The organism is Idiomarina sp. ST20R2A10 (genome assembly GCF_051842345.1).
Classification (GTDB): domain Bacteria; phylum Pseudomonadota; class Gammaproteobacteria; order Enterobacterales; family Alteromonadaceae; genus Idiomarina; species Idiomarina loihiensis.
The window spans coordinates 599,958-615,013 of record NZ_JBNIEY010000001.1 but is presented as its reverse complement, the minus strand read 5'-3'; the positions used below and the strand labels follow the sequence as shown (position 1 = coordinate 615,013).

Sequence of the window (15,056 nt, the reverse complement as noted above, 5' to 3'; positions counted from 1 at the left end):
AGCATTATTCAGCCAGTGAATGTAGGTTATAACGGTGAGTAACAGTGACTTTCAAAAGCCGATTTAGCTTTAATTCGGGTCAGTTGCTCACTGTTTATTTGCAGTTGCTGACAATAAGACTTTAGCATCGATTTTACTGAACTGCTTAACGACACTTCTGGATAATAAGTGCTTAGCGTTAAATAGTGGGCTAAGAAAAATAGTGCACTTAATTTGCTGGTCTCGGCTTTATCAGGGTTTAATAAATTTTCGGTAGCCGGAGGCAATTGCCAGCGCTTAACTAATTGTCGACTGCGGCGAAAGTCACTGATATCCAGTGCAGAGCCAACCCAACTTGTGCTATAGCAGTGTTCTATTTCTCGCGGACGGGGCCACTTCGCTGATTTAAGCAGCTCTGGGTGACGAAAAAGATCAGAGCCTGAGAGTAGGGCAAGTAGCGGAGCCGGGGTTGGCAGGCTAACGCCGGTTTCCGCCGATAAGTGCTGTAGCGTTGTGGTCAGTAAGCCGAGCTTTTGCATCAATGCGTTATGCAGAGGAATTGTATTTAATGAAAATTGGTGTTGTAAAAAAGCGGTCGCAAGAATAACTGAAGCTCGTTTAGAGCCTAGCCATAAATAAGACTGTTTCAAGTCCATACGGCTGGCTTCGCTGTAGCCAATGCGTTCGCTCTGATGCACGGCGGCATGAAGACTGCTGGCTAAAAAAGGCAATTGGTTAATTTGCTGAATTACTGCGTTTAAGGCGCCACTGGCATTGGCGTAACGGTTTATTGCCCGTAACAGTTGTCTGGGCGTTTGTTGTGTTGTGCTTGTTTGCTCTTGTTTTAGCAACCGATGCTGAGCCAGTGCGCTCATTTGTTCCTGTGTCAGAGGTTTGTTGTTAACTTGCCAATTTTGTGTTTCGTCCGGGCTGACATAAAACGGGCTGTCCAGCTTATGTAATAGAGCCAGAATCTGGTGCTTTCCTTCATAACCTAAAAGTACCGCGGTCTGCTGGTTTTTGTGATGTGAAAACTTTTGACCAGTGAGTCTTACCGGAAGCGTATCCTGCTGATTTAACAGCGCCCAGAAGCGGTAGCGGAATTCGCCATTCAATAAGGGAAAAAATGCCTGTGTGGGCTTACTACGTTGCAGCTGAACCTGAGTTAAGGCGTTAACCCAGTAGCGAAAAAAGACAATATCAGCGGATTTTAGTGTTAAAGACTCTAAAGCAGACAGCCACAGCGGCTGTCTTAAATGAAGTTGCTTCCAGTAGTTCGGGTCTGGGTTGAGTTTCTCACTGACGCAAGCGGCGGCCAGAATTCGGCGATAATGTGAGTGCAAAGACCATTGGTAACCGCAATGCAGCGCGTTTACACAAACCGCGAGTAACTCACTTATTAGCTGATTATTGTCCTGAGCATGTTGCTGAGCGTAAAGGGGAAGCAGTTCAGGCCAGCGGTTTTGTTGATACTCTTCATCAATAAACTGAACCAGACGATAAAGCTGACGAACGTCGTGTTGTTTCAGTAAACTTGCCGCTTTTTCACAACACTCGGTCAGTTCTCTCATTCTCGCCTCTGATAATTCTGATAGTCACGATAAGAGTCGTTACCCCAGGCGATAAGCTTATTATCGCGAAAAACCAAAGGGGTACATTCATCTTTAGTCGTGATTCCGTCAGAAGTCACGTGATGAGTTCGATAAAACAGAACTTGCATGTCACCTTCAGATGACGCTTTCGCTTCAGTTATGTCTGGTGAGCCTAAAACTCGAATAACACTGTCTTTTGACATACCCAGATCAAATTGACCAATTTGTCTGGCGTTGTAGGTCTCTCGTTCCTGCCACTGTAAATCAGCAGGATCAGCCTGATAAAGCATCAGCACTGCTCCTACTATAGCTAGATAAGAAACAGCGCCAATGGCGAGTATGACAAAGACTTTATTTTTCATAAATCCTTCAGTCAGTAACAACCTTATAACAAGGATGATACACCGAACCTGGTAATTTCATACGCCCTTGTTCGACGAATGCTCTTAACAATACGTCCAGTCGTTTCATTAACTCTTTTTCACCGTGAATGGTAAATACGCCTTTTTCTCTAATTTGGCGAATGCCACCATCTTTCACATTGCCGGCAACAATAGCTGAGAATGCGCGGCGTAAGTCCGCTGCTAACTCTTCTTTAGGCTGTTCCGGGTGCAGGTTCAGTGACGCCACATTTTCGTGAGTCGGGTAGAACGGGCGTTGGAAGTTTTCATCAATAAACAAGGTCCAGTTAAAGTAGTAAGCGTCACCAGAATCACGGCGGTATTGTTTTACGGCTGCCATGCCTGCGTGCATGTGCTGTGCAACCCCTGATGGGTCAGCAATAATAATACGGTAAAAGCCGCGAGCCTCTTCACCCAGAGTTTCGACAATGAAGGCATCCAGCGCATCAAAGTAATCTTTAGACGCTTCAGGGCCCGTCAATATAACTGGTAAGCTTTGTTGTTGGTTTTTCGGGTGCATCAGTATGCCAAGAAGATACAGCAGCTCTTCAGCCGTACCCGCGCCACCCGGGAAAATAACGATGCCGTGCGCACAGCGAACAAAAGCTTCCAGGCGTTTTTCAATATCGGGCAAAATAACCAGTTCGTTAACAATAGGATTAGGTGGCTCGGCAGCGATAATGCCAGGCTCAGTAAGGCCCAGGTAACGACCACCACTAATACGCTGTTTAGCATGACCAATGGTCGCGCCTTTCATAGGGCCTTTCATGGCACCCGGACCACACCCGGTACAGATATTTAAGCCACGCAAACCCAACTGATAACCCACTTCTTTAGTGTATTTATACTCAGCTTCGTTAATCGAGTGACCACCCCAGCAAACAACCATATCGGGCTCTTGCATGGCCTGAATAGTACGGGCGTTGCGTAAAATATCGAACACCACGTGGGTTAGGGTAGCGCTGTCGGCGTCTTTCAGTTCTTCTTCTGAGTAGCGCTCTCCGGTAAAGAGAATATCGCGCAATACGGATTCCAGTAACTCACGAATACCGACAATGAGTTCGCCATCAACAAAAGCTTCCGCCGGCGGTTCAATCAACTCAATTTTAATACCGCGCTCTTTGCGGATAATATTAACGGAGAAATCTTTATACTTATCGTAAATTTCAGCGCTGCTGTCGGTATTACTTCCGGCATTTAGGACCGCGAGACAGCAGTTGCGAAATAATTTATAAAGTTGGCTGTTTGAGGATTGCTTTAAACGTTCTATTTCCAGTTGTGACAAAAGAGACATAGTGCCTCTTGGAGAAATGCTTGCTCTCATTATTTTTCCATACTCCTGTAATAACGATGACTCGGCGTCATCCTTGTGCCGGCGGTGATCCTCAGCGTTGGTTTCTATTTTGCTGTGATGACTTTGTTGCGCCCGCTATTTTTTGCTTCATAGAGCGCCTTATCGGCTCTTTCAAAAACCGCCAGCGGTGTATCTTCATTGTATTTAAATTCGGCTATTCCCGCGGAAATAGTAATGCGTATATCGTCGGTTTTAAATTTAAACGGGATATTAGCCACTTTCTCCCGCGTATTCTCGATATGTTGATAGGCACTTTGTCCATCAGAACAGAATATGATAGCAAACTCTTCGCCACCATAGCGACAAACAAAAGCTGATTCTCGTAACGATTTGCTAAGAGTACCTGCGATAACTTGTAAGGTCTTGTCGCCGGCAATGTGGCCGAAGCTATCATTAATATTCTTAAAATGATCAACATCGATAATGGCTATACTCAGCGGGGTTTCATCGTTGACCCAACGCTGGAATTCCAGGTTTAAGCGCTCATCAAAAGCAGAGCGGTTAGGCAGCTTGGTCAGGTTGTCCTGTAAGCTGCGGAACTTTTGTTTAGCCAGCTCCTGCTTGTAATGTAAAACCTGCTCTTCGGTTTCACGGAGTTTCTGCTCCATGGCCTGTGTGTTGCTATGGAAACTTTGACGTTCTTCGTCATGCAACTTTAGGTGCTGATTTAAAGTTTCACCTAAACGGTGTAGCTGCAAACCTACCGATTCTTTTAAATCGTTCAGTTCATACGCGTCAGTGACACAAGCTTTTATCTCGGAGACGCCACTTTTTAGTTGTTGGTTCAGGTGCAGTCGCTGGTCGGCAAAGTCCGCAGAATGACTTATGGTTTTACCTAATACACTCTGAACAGACTCTAAAGAAGCATTTAATTGTTGCAGAAATAGTTGTGCTGAGCGGCGTTCATCGTTGATGTTGTTAAACACCAGCCGCATAACCTTCAAGGTTATAGCTAACAAGGTTTCGTTAGTTTGCGGCTTTTGTAAAGCTACTTTTACTTGCTGCAAGGTGTCAGCAGCATTTCCCAGAAACTCGACTTCGCTGAGTAAATCAAGCAATTGACTTTGATATTGAGCTACTTGGGTTTCTGTCTGAGTACCTTGCTGCTGGTAGGAAAGTGCCAGTAATTGGTTTACTAATGGCAAATAATGAGAAACCGTCATTGTTGGTTGCTCGAATTCATTTGCTATTTTTTGCAGCTGGCTTCTGCCACTGCTATCACGTGGCTTAATAGACTGTAATGCCAGTTGGATACTTTCGTTGGTTTCTTTCAGCAGCGTTTGCATACGAATGGTATGCTGAGAAATTACCTCACCCACTTGTTGCATCATGGGCTCTAGAACCGCAGCGGACGCATTTTGCTGCAGGTGACCGCGTAATTTATGCAGTAAACCGTCTAACTCACTATCAACACCATTTAATGCCAGACAAAGGTCGTTCACAAAGTTTGAGTAACGTTGCGAATCGCGCAGATAGTCGTCTTCTATCTGTTTACGCGACTGGATGCTCTGTCGTAGCTTCTTGCTAAGGTGCTGAACCTGCTCTTGCGGTGTTTCCGGTATTGCCAATGCTCACCTACCAAATGTTGAAGTCAATACGCATAATACGAAAAATAATCCCATAAAGTCTAACCTATCTGAATTTATTTTCTATTGGTGAATTGTGGTAGTCTTTGAACAAGTTAACTAACAAATAAAGCGAAACTAACGGAGATAAACTGTGCGCAAGAGCTTATTAGCTGTTGGTGTTATGTTGGCACCTTCCATTGTATTGGCAAATACCGATTATAAAATTGATTTAACGCAACCTGAGCACCACAAAGGCGAAGTGTCTATAACCTTCCCGGCCAGTGACGCTAAGTTTCTGGATGTAAAAATGCCAGCCTGGAGAACAGGTTATTATCGCATTTTGAATCTCGCTAATGGCGTTCGTGACTTTGATGCTCAGAGCAACGGGGAAGAACTTCGCTGGGAAAAGGTCGATAAAAGCACCTGGCGCGTATACTTACCTGAAGACAGCGGTGAAGTAACCGTTGACTACGAAATTTACGCCAATCAACTTGGGCGTCGCAGTCGTCATATCGATGATACTCATGCCTACTTAGATGCCTCTGCTGTATTTATGTATGCAGACGCCTGGCGTGATGAGCCGGTGTCCGTTTCTCTGGATGTTCCGGGCGAGTGGAAGAGTTACTCCGGTATGGAGAGAGAAGGCGAGCACCAGTTCTCGGCCGCAAACTGGGATGTCTTAGTTGACTCGCCGATAGAAACGGGCATTAACAAACACTATGAATTCACTCAGGATAATCGCGATTATGAAGTCGTATTCTGGGGAGAGGGTAACTACGACGCTGAAAAAACGGTCGAAGACTTACACAAGCTGGTGGCTACCGGTGATTCGATTTGGAGCAGTTACCCATTTGAGCGTTATGTTTTCATGATCCACGCGACAACCGGCGCGGGTGGTGCGACTGAGCACAAAAACTCGACGATTATCCAGCGCCCCAGATACAGCTTTGCCAGTCGCGATGATTACCTGTCGTTTATGTCCACAGCGTCACACGAGTTTGTGCATACATGGAACGTGAAAGCTTATCGTCCGGACGGGCTGGTTCCATACGATTATCAAGAGGAAAACTACACTGATTTATTCTGGATTGCGGAAGGTTCAACCAGCTACTTCCAGAACCATTTGTTATTACAGGCGGGCATTATGGAACCGTCTGAATATTTTGAACGAGTAGCAACTAGTATTGACCGTTATCGATCAAAACCAGGCCGGGAGGTTATGTCAGTGGCTGAGGCCTCTTTTGAGGCGTGGATTGATCAATATGGAGACCGTGCGCACAACGATTCTGTGAATATTTATTCGGAAGGTGCTTTGGTTTCCTGGCTGCTGGACAGCGAATTGTTGAAAACAACTGATGGGGAAGTTAGCTATCGCGACGTGCATAATGAATTGTATCAGCGCTTCGATGCCGAAGAGCAGGGCTTCACCTCAGCCGACGTGCTAACTATTTTGAAAGATTTAACGGGTGAGTCCTGGCAGGACTGGTGGCAAGAAAATGTTGAAAGTCCGGCTGCAAATATTCCGTTTGAGAGTATGCTGGATCAGGTGGGTTTAGAGCTGGTTTACGATCAGGACAAGGATGAAGACGAGGGTGAACCCGAAGCTGAGAAAGTCTGGGCTGGCTGGAGTGCCAGTGAAGCCAGCGGAGGAATGGAATTGACCCGGGTTAGTAAAGGCAGCCCCGCCTGGGAAGCGGGCTTTACGCCGGGCGATGTCATTGTTGCTTACGACGGACACACCGTAGTTGATGGTCGTTTTAAAGACGCTTTTTCTGAATATAAAGCGGGTGATTCAATTGAAGTGACATTCTTCCGTCGCGACCAGTTGCACAAGAAAACCTTAACGGTGCAACCAACCCCTGCAACCGATGCGAAAATTGAACCATTGGACGAGCCCACAGCTGAACAGAAAGCTCGTTTTCTGCAATGGTTACAAATTCCGCACCCTAACGCTTAAAATTCGTTATTGTCGGGCCATGCGTTGCATTTGCAGCGCTGGCTCGAAGTCGGAACGAAATGGGTTTATGTCCAGACCGCCACGACGTGTGTAACGGGCATAAACCGTCAACTTTTTCATTCCTAGTGCTTTCAAGTCCTGATAAATGCGCTCAACACATTGCTCGTGGAATTCGTTATGACGTCTGAATGAGACCAGATAAGCCAGCAGCGCAGCGCGATCCAACTTCGGCCCCTGATAATGAATGTAAACCGAACCCCAATCGGGTTGATTGGTTATCAGGCAGTTCGATTTTAACAGATGACTGTGCAGTTCTTCTTCTGTTTCATTTTGTTCTGTAGCAAGCAGCGACGGCTGATAGTCGTAATGCGAAATACTGATATTCTGATCATCTATGCAATGACCCGGGAAAGTCGCCACAGATTCACCTTCCAGCTCAGATACCTGTTTTAGCTTGACTTTAACCGGCGCGCCGGCACAAGCGGAAAGATCGGTCTCCATCAGTTGTTGCACCTGCTCCCAGGTCTCAAAACGCGAGTCATTGAAGCTGTTTAAATAAAGCTTAAACGACTTGGACTCGACCAGGTTAGGGCTTTCTGCTGGCACTGCAAAATACCCCACCGCAACCTGTGGCAGTCCGTTTGAGTTTAGCCAGGAGACTTCATAACCGGTCCATAAATCCACACCCGAAAAAGGTAGCTTATCTTTAAGCCCTATAGGTTCCCGATTCAGTGAGCGGGGGACTGGCTGCAGCTGCTTCGGATCATATTCATTCGGGTAGTCGGTGTGCTGACCCAGTGATAAATGGTCTAGTGCGTCCTTCTTTGGCATTTAAGTCGCTCCGTAAGTACAATGGCCGTATTGTAAATTTTCTGAGGTGTAAGTACCAGATGAAGACGTTAGAAGAATCAATAGATGCACTAATGACACGCTATCAGGAAAATGTTCCTGTGCGCTATACCGAGTATGTAGAAGAGTGGAATAGCCCAATTTACGGAACTGTGATTGATGAGAATACGGTTGAGTGGACGCCGTGCCGGCAACCCGAAGCGTTAAACTTTGATGATCTTGAGAGTGCTCTGGAAATGAGTTTCCATCAGAGTATTAAAACTTTGTTTGGCCGCTGGTATGCAGGAGACCTTGCGCTTGATTATCAGGGGCACACAATTAGTTTACTACAGACGCAGAGTGCAGAAGACGGTGAACGTTTATTAGAGAATATTACTGGTCACATTTTAATGAAGCGTCGTTTGAAACAGCCTGAAACGGTCTTTATTGGTTTAGGTAGCGAGGATGACGGGTTGTTGGTAACCATAGATAACCAAAGTGGTGCGGTTGGACTCGAATGGGTAGGTAAGGAACAACACGAAGTTCTGTCTGACTCATTGGCTGACTGGCTTGATAATTGTCAGCCTCAAGTTGAGACTGATAAAAACTCTTGATGAGAGTCTTGCCTGAATGGCGGATAAATGACTCTCGACAGAATTCCGAAAAATGGTTAAGTTGGTGTTATGAAAAACTTACAATTGGCTATTCATTATGCAGGGTCTGACAGAAAAAACGGAAAACGAAATTGATGAAGCAGGTGAAAACAGCAATGAGCATGTTCAGGGCGAGCTGGTTTACCTTGTTGCTGAAGATCTGAAATTAGCGGCCTCGCTTTTGTTCCAGACGTATTACGATGATGAATTACTGCAAAAGATTTTCCGGTCAGACAAACCTGACTACGATAAGCGTTTACGGGCGGCTATCCGCGAAGACTTAAACGCTTTCTGGGAAAGCGGACAGCCTATTATTGGTATTAGAGATGGCGGCACACTACTAGGTGTCGCGTGTCTTACCCGTCCTGGTAAAAGCTTTGGTCCCGGACGTTTCTGGCATTGGCGAATAAGCATGTTATTAACGGCTGGTTTTTTGAGTACTAAGCAGGTACTTGAAAAGGAACGCTTAATTCAGGAAGCGATGCCTGATGTGCCTTACCATATGCTGGCATTTATTGCGGTAGCACCACAGTATCAGTCGCAGGGAGTGGGGCATTTACTTGTTGAAGCTGCCAAAGCGGTTTTTGAGGAAGACCCCGAATCACAAGGGATAGCCGTTTACGTGACTCGTTCGGATTATCAGGCTTTCTTTAAAAAGCGCGGCTATCGCATTCAAGCTCAGATAGAAGTGGAAAAGCTGCCAGGTGAAGTTCTGTTCTACCAACGGCAGCCTGATTAAATTATTGCGCGGGAATTCGAAACGGCGGTAACTCGACACCTACCAAACGCTGGTTATGAAGGGTTAAGTCGCCTTCATAACGAGTTTCGCCGTCGCTACTAAAGCCCATTTTAAAAGTACTACGCCAGCCCGGCTGGCTGCCTTTAAAAGACCAACGCGTGTCCTCGCGACGAATATCTAAAAACTGAAGCCCCTGCTGCTTACAGTAAAATACTGCATGTTTTTGTGCGCTTTCTGACTGTTGGCGGTGTTGCCAAAACACCCATATTGCCGTTGCCAGCGCCAGTAAAACAATGACATCGAGTAAATTCATCAGCTTCCCTGAGTCTGTTGTTTTAATCGGTTTAATGCTTCATTAACCGCAGCAGACTGTTTTTGTTGAGCAATAATAGATAACAGTAACGGACGTATGTCCGGCAGGGCAATAATATCCTGAAATAAGGCATCAAACAGTGAATTATCAAGCTCTGCTATGGCGTCTAAGTAGCACAACAAATTTGGTTCTTCGCAAAGCACCGGCCATAAACGCGCAGCAATAACAACGAGCTGATCGGCATTGGCATTTGGAACCAGCTTGTTTACTGCCTTTTTTACCCGAGGATGAGCTGAAGCGGAGGCCAGCGCGCGCAAACTGTCAGTGCACAGTTGAGCATTACTGCTCTCGAGGTTCTGCAGAAGAACGTCTCGTACCGGTGGCGTCAGGCTTTGTTGCTCAAGCGCAACCGCCAACGGCTGGCGCACCGCACTTGGGTAATGAGAGAAATGCGTTGCTATGGCTTTGCTCAGTTCCGGCAATTGCTCTAACCGGGCAGCGCAGTCATGTAACCCCTGCAAGCCCATTTGTTGCCAGTCTATGCCGCTTTCAGGTTGCCTCAAATACGCTTCTGCCGTTTCAAAATGTATAGACGGCGACAATTTTTGCTGGCGCTGAACCCGGGCATGCAAAGCTGCGCGTTGTTGCTCATTCGGCGTTAATAAATACGGGTTTTGCTGCAGTTGTTTTTGCTGCTCTTCGGTCATTTCTCCGGTTATTTCATGGCCCAATGCATTGACCACATACTCCAGGTATTGATTACGTGCGGCTATATTTAAAAGACCGCGCTCGTCCAACGGAAATTGCAAAAACCAAATAAAAGGCTGTTGGTCATGTTGTTTATGCTGGAACAGTATTGCCAATTGAGCTTGCCGCGCAATGGGGTAGGGGTACGGACGTTGTTGTTGCTCAATTGCTGCAAACTCTTCTTGAGACAGCTCCGTCAGGCATCTGCCAATATCAAAAATTTTGTATTCGGCTTGGCCGGCTTGCAAAAACTCACCCAAGGTGGTGATGGTTGGTGCTGACACAGGCGCTCCCTTTTTGCTTGAATTTTAAGGCGTATTAAATCACTATGGCGCCATTATATCGGTTTATACAATGATGTGGTAACGGAGTCTGATATGGAGCAGTATCAGAAAGCCGCTCGATTGCTGGATAGAATAGAGCGTGAACTGAACAGTCTTGGCTTATGGCAGTCTCACCACCCGCCGGTGCAGGCGTTAGAGAGTCAGCAGCCTTTTGCTGTCGACACGCTGGAGTTTCATCAGTGGTTGCAGTTTATTATGCTTCCCCGAATGTGGGCGTTAGTGGATAGCAAGCGACCTCTGCCTGAGGGGATTGCCGTTAGCCCCATGGCTGCGCATATATACCGCAGCGAGCTGGAACAATACGAACAACTTATTGCACTGATACGTGAATTTGATGTGTTGCTCAGCGGAACTGACCCTTTGCAGGAAGATGTCTAACGGTGAGTCAGTTAGAACTTGTTTATCTGGATGATCACCTTGCCGTTATTAATAAGCCCAGTGGCTTATTGGTTCACCGAAGCCGTATAGCCAGCGGTGCCCGTGAGTTTGCAATGCAAATGCTGCGGAATCAACTGGGTTGCCACGTTTATCCTGTTCATCGTTTAGATCGCCCGACATCCGGTTTGTTGATTTTTGGCTTAAATAGCGATGTTGCCCGTACCATGACAGAGCAACTGACCGCGCGCGAAGTGAGCAAAACATATCACGCTGTGGTCAGAGGTTACTTACCAGAAAAGGGCACTATTGATTACGCACTGAAAGAAGAACTTGATAAGCTTGCTGATAAAGACGCGGATCCGGATAAAGATAAGCAGCCTGCGGTAACGCATTATCAATGTTTAAAGCAGATTGAACTGCCTTATAAAGTCAGTAAAAAACATGACACCACACGTTATTCACTGGTTCAGATGCAACCAGAAACGGGTCGTAAGCACCAGTTACGTCGGCACATGGCACACATTCGGCATCCCATTGTCGGTGATACTAACCATGGTGATGGACGGCATAATAACTTCTTTCGCGAGCACTTTAATTGTCACCGTTTACTGCTGGCAGCGACTGGACTTAGCTTTAAACATCCGGTCAGTGGCGAGTCCATCAATTTGGAAATACCACTGCCGAATGAGTTTCACCAGCCATTTCTTAAGTAAAAGTTATTCCGCGCTGCGTAGCAGGGCATTGATACCGACTTTGGCACGAGTTTTAGCATCAACCCGCTTAACAATGATAGCAGCGTAAAGACTGTGCGTTCCATTTGCGGAAGGCAAGGAACCCGGTACAACAACGGAACCCGAAGGTACGCGACCATAAAGAATGCGGTCATTTTCGCGGTCATAAATACGGGTACTCTGGCCAATGTAAACGCCCATGGAAATCACTGCGCCTTCTTCAACAATAACGCCTTCAACAATTTCTGAGCGCGCACCAATGAAGCAGTTATCTTCAATAATCGTTGGGTTGGCCTGCAGCGGCTCCAGAACACCACCGATGCCTACGCCGCCGGACAAGTGAACATTTTTACCAATTTGCGCACAGGAGCCCACGGTAGCCCAGGTATCCACCATAGTGCCTTCACCAACGTAAGCACCAATATTAACGTACGATGGCATTACGACAACGTTGCGGCCAATAAAGGCACCTTTACGAACCATGGCGGGTGGTACAACACGCATGCCTTCGGCGCGGAAACGGGCACTGTCATAGTCGGCAAATTTGGCTGGCACTTTGTCCCAGAAGCGGGTTTCTCCGCCTTCAATCAGGTCGTTGTCGTTTAAGCGAAATGACAACAGAACCGCTTTCTTCAGCCATTGATGAACAACCCACTCACCGGAAATTTTTTCGGCTACCCGTAACTCGCCGCGGTCAATTTCGTCGATAACGTAACGCACAGCTTCACGAAGGTCATCGTTGTCGGTACGGGCATTGATTTGATCACGTTGTTCAAATGCATCGATGATGCGCTGCTTTATGTTTTCCATGATAAGAATTTAAAACTCCAGGTCTTTGATAATTTTTGCTTTCAATGTTTTTTTCTGTTTGTCGCTAAGGGCGGTTTGCTGCTCGGTAGTGACAATAAATAAATCTTCTGCCTGCTCGCCTATAGTCGTGATTTTCGCTGCCAGCAGGATAACGTTCTGTTGTTGTAAAATAGCGGCAAGTTTAGCAATAAGCCCCGGTCTGTCCAGTGTCACCAGCTCGAAGGTGGTACGGCCGTGGTGTTTACTGGGTATAAAAGTGACCTCAGTTGCCACCGAAAAGTTCTTCATGCGACGCGACAATGGCCGCTTAGTGCTGGGAACGGGTATCCGTTTATGCAGAACATCCAGCAATTGTTGTTTTACCTCTTCAATACGATGAGGCTCTGTTAACGGTTTGCCATCTCGTTGCAGTACCACAAAGGTATCCATAACAAAGCCATCGCGGGTAGCCAGAATTTGGGCGTCCAGAATGTTGAGTTGCTGACTGTCGAGAACACCGGCAACCGAGGCAAACAAATGCCCCTCTTCGTGATGGTAGATAAACAACTCGGTTGTGCCGTAGTTGTTTTCGTCTCCAATGAGAATGAGCGGCAACTGCTCGCTTGGCAGGTTCAGAATATGCTGTGAATGCCAACTGATTTGCTCTGCCGTATGGCGGAAGAAATAGTCTGCGGTAAAACGTCCCCATAACGCCAGAATTTCCGCTTTTTCAAAGCCTGCACTTAGTAGCAAGGCCATTGCACTGGCTTTATTTTCATTAATTCTTTGGCGAATATCCAGAGTAGGCTTATTACTGTCCTGCTGCAGCAAGTAAGAAGTGGCGTTATAAAGCTCTTCCAGTAAAGTTGCTTTCCAGTTGTTCCACAGCGACTGGTTAGTTGCCCGAATATCAGCCACCGTAAGACAGTAAAGGTAATCTAGCCGCTCGAGCGTCGAAACTTGATTTGCAAAGTCCTGAATAACTTCAGGGTCATGAATATCCCGCTTTTGCGCGGTAACCGACATGGTTAAATGATGCCGCACCAGCCAGGCAACCAATTCGGCGTCTTCTTCGCTGTAACCATGTTGGTGGCAAAAATTACGCGCATCCATTTCACCAAGCTCTGAGTGATCACCGCCGCGACCTTTAGCTATGTCGTGGAAGATACCCGCCAGATACAGGCAATAACGGCGATCCATTTGCGCAACGAGCTTTTCGCACAGCGGAAATTGGTCCTGATAATCTTCGTCACTAAAGCGGTATAAGTTTCTCACTAAACGAAAGGTGTGTTCATCTACTGTGTACGCGTGAAAAAGGTCAAACTGCATTTGTCCGACAATTTGTTGCCACTGCGACAGGTAACTTGCCAGTACACTGTGGTGATGCATCAGTGCAAAGGACAAACCACAGCCTCTGGGATGCTGAATCAGCTGATTGAATAAGTCGCGGCATTCTGGGTCATGGCTTAACGGTTCGCTTAATTGGGCTCGGGCATTTCTGAGTAAACGTATGGTATTCGAGTGTATGCCCTGTATTTGCGGGTGTTCCGCAATGCAGACAAAAGCGCGGATAATATTGCAGTGATTATCAAATACTTTGTCGTGGCGTGCTGTTAACAGTTTATTCGCAACCGCAAAGTCATCGCTAATATGTTCAGCGTGTTGTAAGTCCTGTGTTCCTAATATCGCCTGATGAAAAAACTGCAGAAGCATCTGGTTAAGCTCGCTGACGCGTAAGACCACTTTAAAGTAATCTTTCATCATGGTTTCAACGGATGCCTTACCGTCATTACCGTAGCCCAGGCGAACAGCTACGCCTGGCTGAAAGTCAAAGAGTAAGCGGTCTTCGCGTTTACCTGCTTCCAGATGAAGGGCAAAGCGTATGCGCCATAGCCAGTTCATGCAGTCACGCAGTTCAACGAATTCATCGGCTGTCATATAACCGTACTCAACCAGGTTTTCATCTGAGTGAGTACGGAAATGACGTTTAGCAATCCAGCCTACGGTCTGAATATCACGTAGCCCTCCGGGGCTCGATTTAATATTCGGTTCCAGGTTATAAGATGTACTGTGGTATTGCTGGTGGCGCTGCTTTTGTTCATCCAGCTTGGCCTGATAGAAATCGCGGCTTGACCAGGGGAAGTCATTTAACAACTGTTGATGAAATTCATTGTAAAGCGATTCAGCTCCTGAGAGGTATCGGCTTTCAATAAGGTTTGTGGCTATCGTGATATCGTTTTCTGACTGAGCGAAGCAGTCTTCGATAGTACGTACCGAATGGCCGATATCCAGGTGCAGGTCCCATAAAAAGGTAACAAACTGTCCGAGTTTTTCAGACAACTTAGCTTCGGCTTCAGCATTTTCAGGGCCCACTAAAATGAGCAGGTCGATATCTGAACCCGGGTGCAGAGTCTCACGACCATAGCCACCCACAGCTAAAATACTTGCCGGCTCGTCTTCAAGCTGAAATTGCTGCCACAACTGGCTAATTAGCTGGTCAAAGAAGGTCGCACGGTGATGAACCAGCTCATCGATATCGGCGGTAACAAAACGTGCTGCAGACCAGTTTTGGTAACTTTCTAAAAGCGCTTTGTAGTCTTTTAGGCAAGGTTGCAGGGTTCGGTCAGGCCAGCGCCCGTGAAAGTCTTTATCTTCTTGAACGTTAGCCATAGGCTCCCCCTGC

The 15,056-nt window shown here is 46.7% G+C and carries 14 protein-coding genes; 5 read left to right on the top strand and 9 right to left on the bottom strand.

The features are described from left to right. Positions 1 to 26 precede the first annotated feature (26 nt). The 4 genes from ACP7H9_RS03025 to ACP7H9_RS03010 form a co-directional block, all read right to left on the bottom strand. The gene (locus tag ACP7H9_RS03025) at positions 27 to 1,550 is read right to left on the bottom strand and encodes a hypothetical protein (RefSeq protein WP_439222165.1); all 1,524 of its coding nucleotides are present in this window, start codon (positions 1,548 to 1,550) and stop codon (positions 27 to 29) included. Beyond that, positions 1,547 to 1,933 carry a DUF3192 domain-containing protein gene (locus ACP7H9_RS03020; protein WP_011234110.1) on the bottom strand — a complete coding sequence of 129 codons (387 nt, stop codon included), beginning with the start codon at positions 1,931 to 1,933 and terminating at the stop codon, positions 1,547 to 1,549. The genes ACP7H9_RS03025 and ACP7H9_RS03020 overlap by 4 nt, the downstream gene beginning before the upstream one ends. Before the next feature lie 7 nt (positions 1,934 to 1,940). Then, on the bottom strand, positions 1,941 to 3,296 hold the full coding sequence (ppnN, locus tag ACP7H9_RS03015; protein ID WP_114981487.1) for a nucleotide 5'-monophosphate nucleosidase PpnN: 1,356 nt from the start codon (positions 3,294 to 3,296) through the stop codon (positions 1,941 to 1,943). 74 nt (positions 3,297 to 3,370) lie between these two features. Continuing rightward, complete coding sequence (locus tag ACP7H9_RS03010; RefSeq protein WP_114981486.1) at positions 3,371 to 4,894, bottom strand: GGDEF domain-containing protein; 1,524 nt, start codon at positions 4,892 to 4,894, stop codon at positions 3,371 to 3,373. Between the two features lie 151 nt (positions 4,895 to 5,045). Between ACP7H9_RS03010 and ACP7H9_RS03005 the strand changes: the two genes are divergently transcribed. Continuing rightward, on the top strand, positions 5,046 to 6,851 hold the full coding sequence (locus ACP7H9_RS03005) for a M61 family metallopeptidase (protein ID WP_114981485.1): 1,806 nt from the start codon (positions 5,046 to 5,048) through the stop codon (positions 6,849 to 6,851). A gap of 6 nt (positions 6,852 to 6,857) precedes the next feature. On the opposite strand, the gene queF is transcribed toward ACP7H9_RS03005, so the two are convergent. Beyond that, complete coding sequence (gene queF / locus ACP7H9_RS03000) at positions 6,858 to 7,682, bottom strand: NADPH-dependent 7-cyano-7-deazaguanine reductase QueF (RefSeq protein ID WP_114981484.1); 825 nt, start codon at positions 7,680 to 7,682, stop codon at positions 6,858 to 6,860. Between the two features lie 59 nt (positions 7,683 to 7,741). Here queF and syd point away from each other — a divergent pair, with 59 nt between their 5' ends. Together syd and ACP7H9_RS02990 are read left to right on the top strand one after the other, a co-directional pair. Then, complete coding sequence (syd, locus tag ACP7H9_RS02995) at positions 7,742 to 8,293, top strand: SecY-interacting protein (protein WP_114981483.1); 552 nt, start codon at positions 7,742 to 7,744, stop codon at positions 8,291 to 8,293. Positions 8,294 to 8,390: 97 nt separating this feature from the next. Beyond that, positions 8,391 to 9,071, top strand: a complete 681-nt coding sequence (locus ACP7H9_RS02990) for a GNAT family N-acetyltransferase (RefSeq protein ID WP_011234104.1) — start codon at positions 8,391 to 8,393, stop codon at positions 9,069 to 9,071. A gap of 1 nt (position 9,072) precedes the next feature. On the opposite strand, the gene ACP7H9_RS02985 is transcribed toward ACP7H9_RS02990, so the two are convergent. Both ACP7H9_RS02985 and ACP7H9_RS02980 read right to left on the bottom strand, forming a co-directional pair. After that, positions 9,073 to 9,384: a DUF3301 domain-containing protein gene (locus ACP7H9_RS02985; protein WP_011234103.1), complete on the bottom strand. Its 312-nt coding sequence runs from the start codon at positions 9,382 to 9,384 to the stop codon at positions 9,073 to 9,075. After that, positions 9,384 to 10,415, bottom strand: coding sequence for a DUF3549 family protein (locus ACP7H9_RS02980; protein WP_439222164.1), 1,032 nt, complete (start codon positions 10,413 to 10,415; stop codon positions 9,384 to 9,386). The genes ACP7H9_RS02985 and ACP7H9_RS02980 overlap by 1 nt, the downstream gene beginning before the upstream one ends. A gap of 93 nt (positions 10,416 to 10,508) precedes the next feature. Here ACP7H9_RS02980 and ACP7H9_RS02975 point away from each other — a divergent pair, with 93 nt between their 5' ends. Both ACP7H9_RS02975 and truC read left to right on the top strand, forming a co-directional pair. Then, a complete protein-coding gene (locus tag ACP7H9_RS02975) occupies positions 10,509 to 10,853 on the top strand; it encodes a YqcC family protein (protein ID WP_011234101.1) in 345 nt (114 codons plus the stop codon). A 2-nt stretch (positions 10,854 to 10,855) separates the two neighbouring features. Beyond that, the gene (gene truC, locus ACP7H9_RS02970; protein ID WP_114981482.1) at positions 10,856 to 11,566 is read left to right on the top strand and encodes a tRNA pseudouridine(65) synthase TruC; all 711 of its coding nucleotides are present in this window, start codon (positions 10,856 to 10,858) and stop codon (positions 11,564 to 11,566) included. 3 nt (positions 11,567 to 11,569) lie between these two features. Here truC and dapD read toward each other — a convergent pair whose 3' ends face one another. Together dapD and glnD are read right to left on the bottom strand one after the other, a co-directional pair. Continuing rightward, positions 11,570 to 12,394 carry a 2,3,4,5-tetrahydropyridine-2,6-dicarboxylate N-succinyltransferase gene (gene dapD / locus ACP7H9_RS02965; protein ID WP_034820436.1) on the bottom strand — a complete coding sequence of 275 codons (825 nt, stop codon included), beginning with the start codon at positions 12,392 to 12,394 and terminating at the stop codon, positions 11,570 to 11,572. Between the two features lie 9 nt (positions 12,395 to 12,403). Next, on the bottom strand, positions 12,404 to 15,043 hold the full coding sequence (gene glnD / locus ACP7H9_RS02960) for a [protein-PII] uridylyltransferase (protein WP_114981481.1): 2,640 nt from the start codon (positions 15,041 to 15,043) through the stop codon (positions 12,404 to 12,406). Positions 15,044 to 15,056 lie beyond the last annotated feature (13 nt).

Bases quoted from the DNA above. Each gene is read 5' to 3' on its own strand.
- ppnN (WP_114981487.1), bottom strand. From the start codon at position 3,296: ATGAGAGCAAGCATTTCTCCAAGAGGCACTATGTCTCTTTTGTCACAA.
- ACP7H9_RS03020 (WP_011234110.1), bottom strand. From the start codon at position 1,933: ATGAAAAATAAAGTCTTTGTCATACTCGCCATTGGCGCTGTTTCTTAT.
- syd (WP_114981483.1), top strand. From the start codon at position 7,742: ATGAAGACGTTAGAAGAATCAATAGATGCACTAATGACACGCTATCAG.
- ACP7H9_RS02985 (WP_011234103.1), bottom strand. From the start codon at position 9,384: ATGAATTTACTCGATGTCATTGTTTTACTGGCGCTGGCAACGGCAATA.
- queF (WP_114981484.1), bottom strand. From the start codon at position 7,682: ATGCCAAAGAAGGACGCACTAGACCATTTATCACTGGGTCAGCACACC.
- ACP7H9_RS02975 (WP_011234101.1), top strand. From the start codon at position 10,509: ATGGAGCAGTATCAGAAAGCCGCTCGATTGCTGGATAGAATAGAGCGT.
- glnD (WP_114981481.1), bottom strand. From the start codon at position 15,043: ATGGCTAACGTTCAAGAAGATAAAGACTTTCACGGGCGCTGGCCTGAC.
- ACP7H9_RS03025 (WP_439222165.1), bottom strand. From the start codon at position 1,550: ATGAGAGAACTGACCGAGTGTTGTGAAAAAGCGGCAAGTTTACTGAAA.
- dapD (WP_034820436.1), bottom strand. From the start codon at position 12,394: ATGGAAAACATAAAGCAGCGCATCATCGATGCATTTGAACAACGTGAT.
- ACP7H9_RS02990 (WP_011234104.1), top strand. From the start codon at position 8,391: ATGCAGGGTCTGACAGAAAAAACGGAAAACGAAATTGATGAAGCAGGT.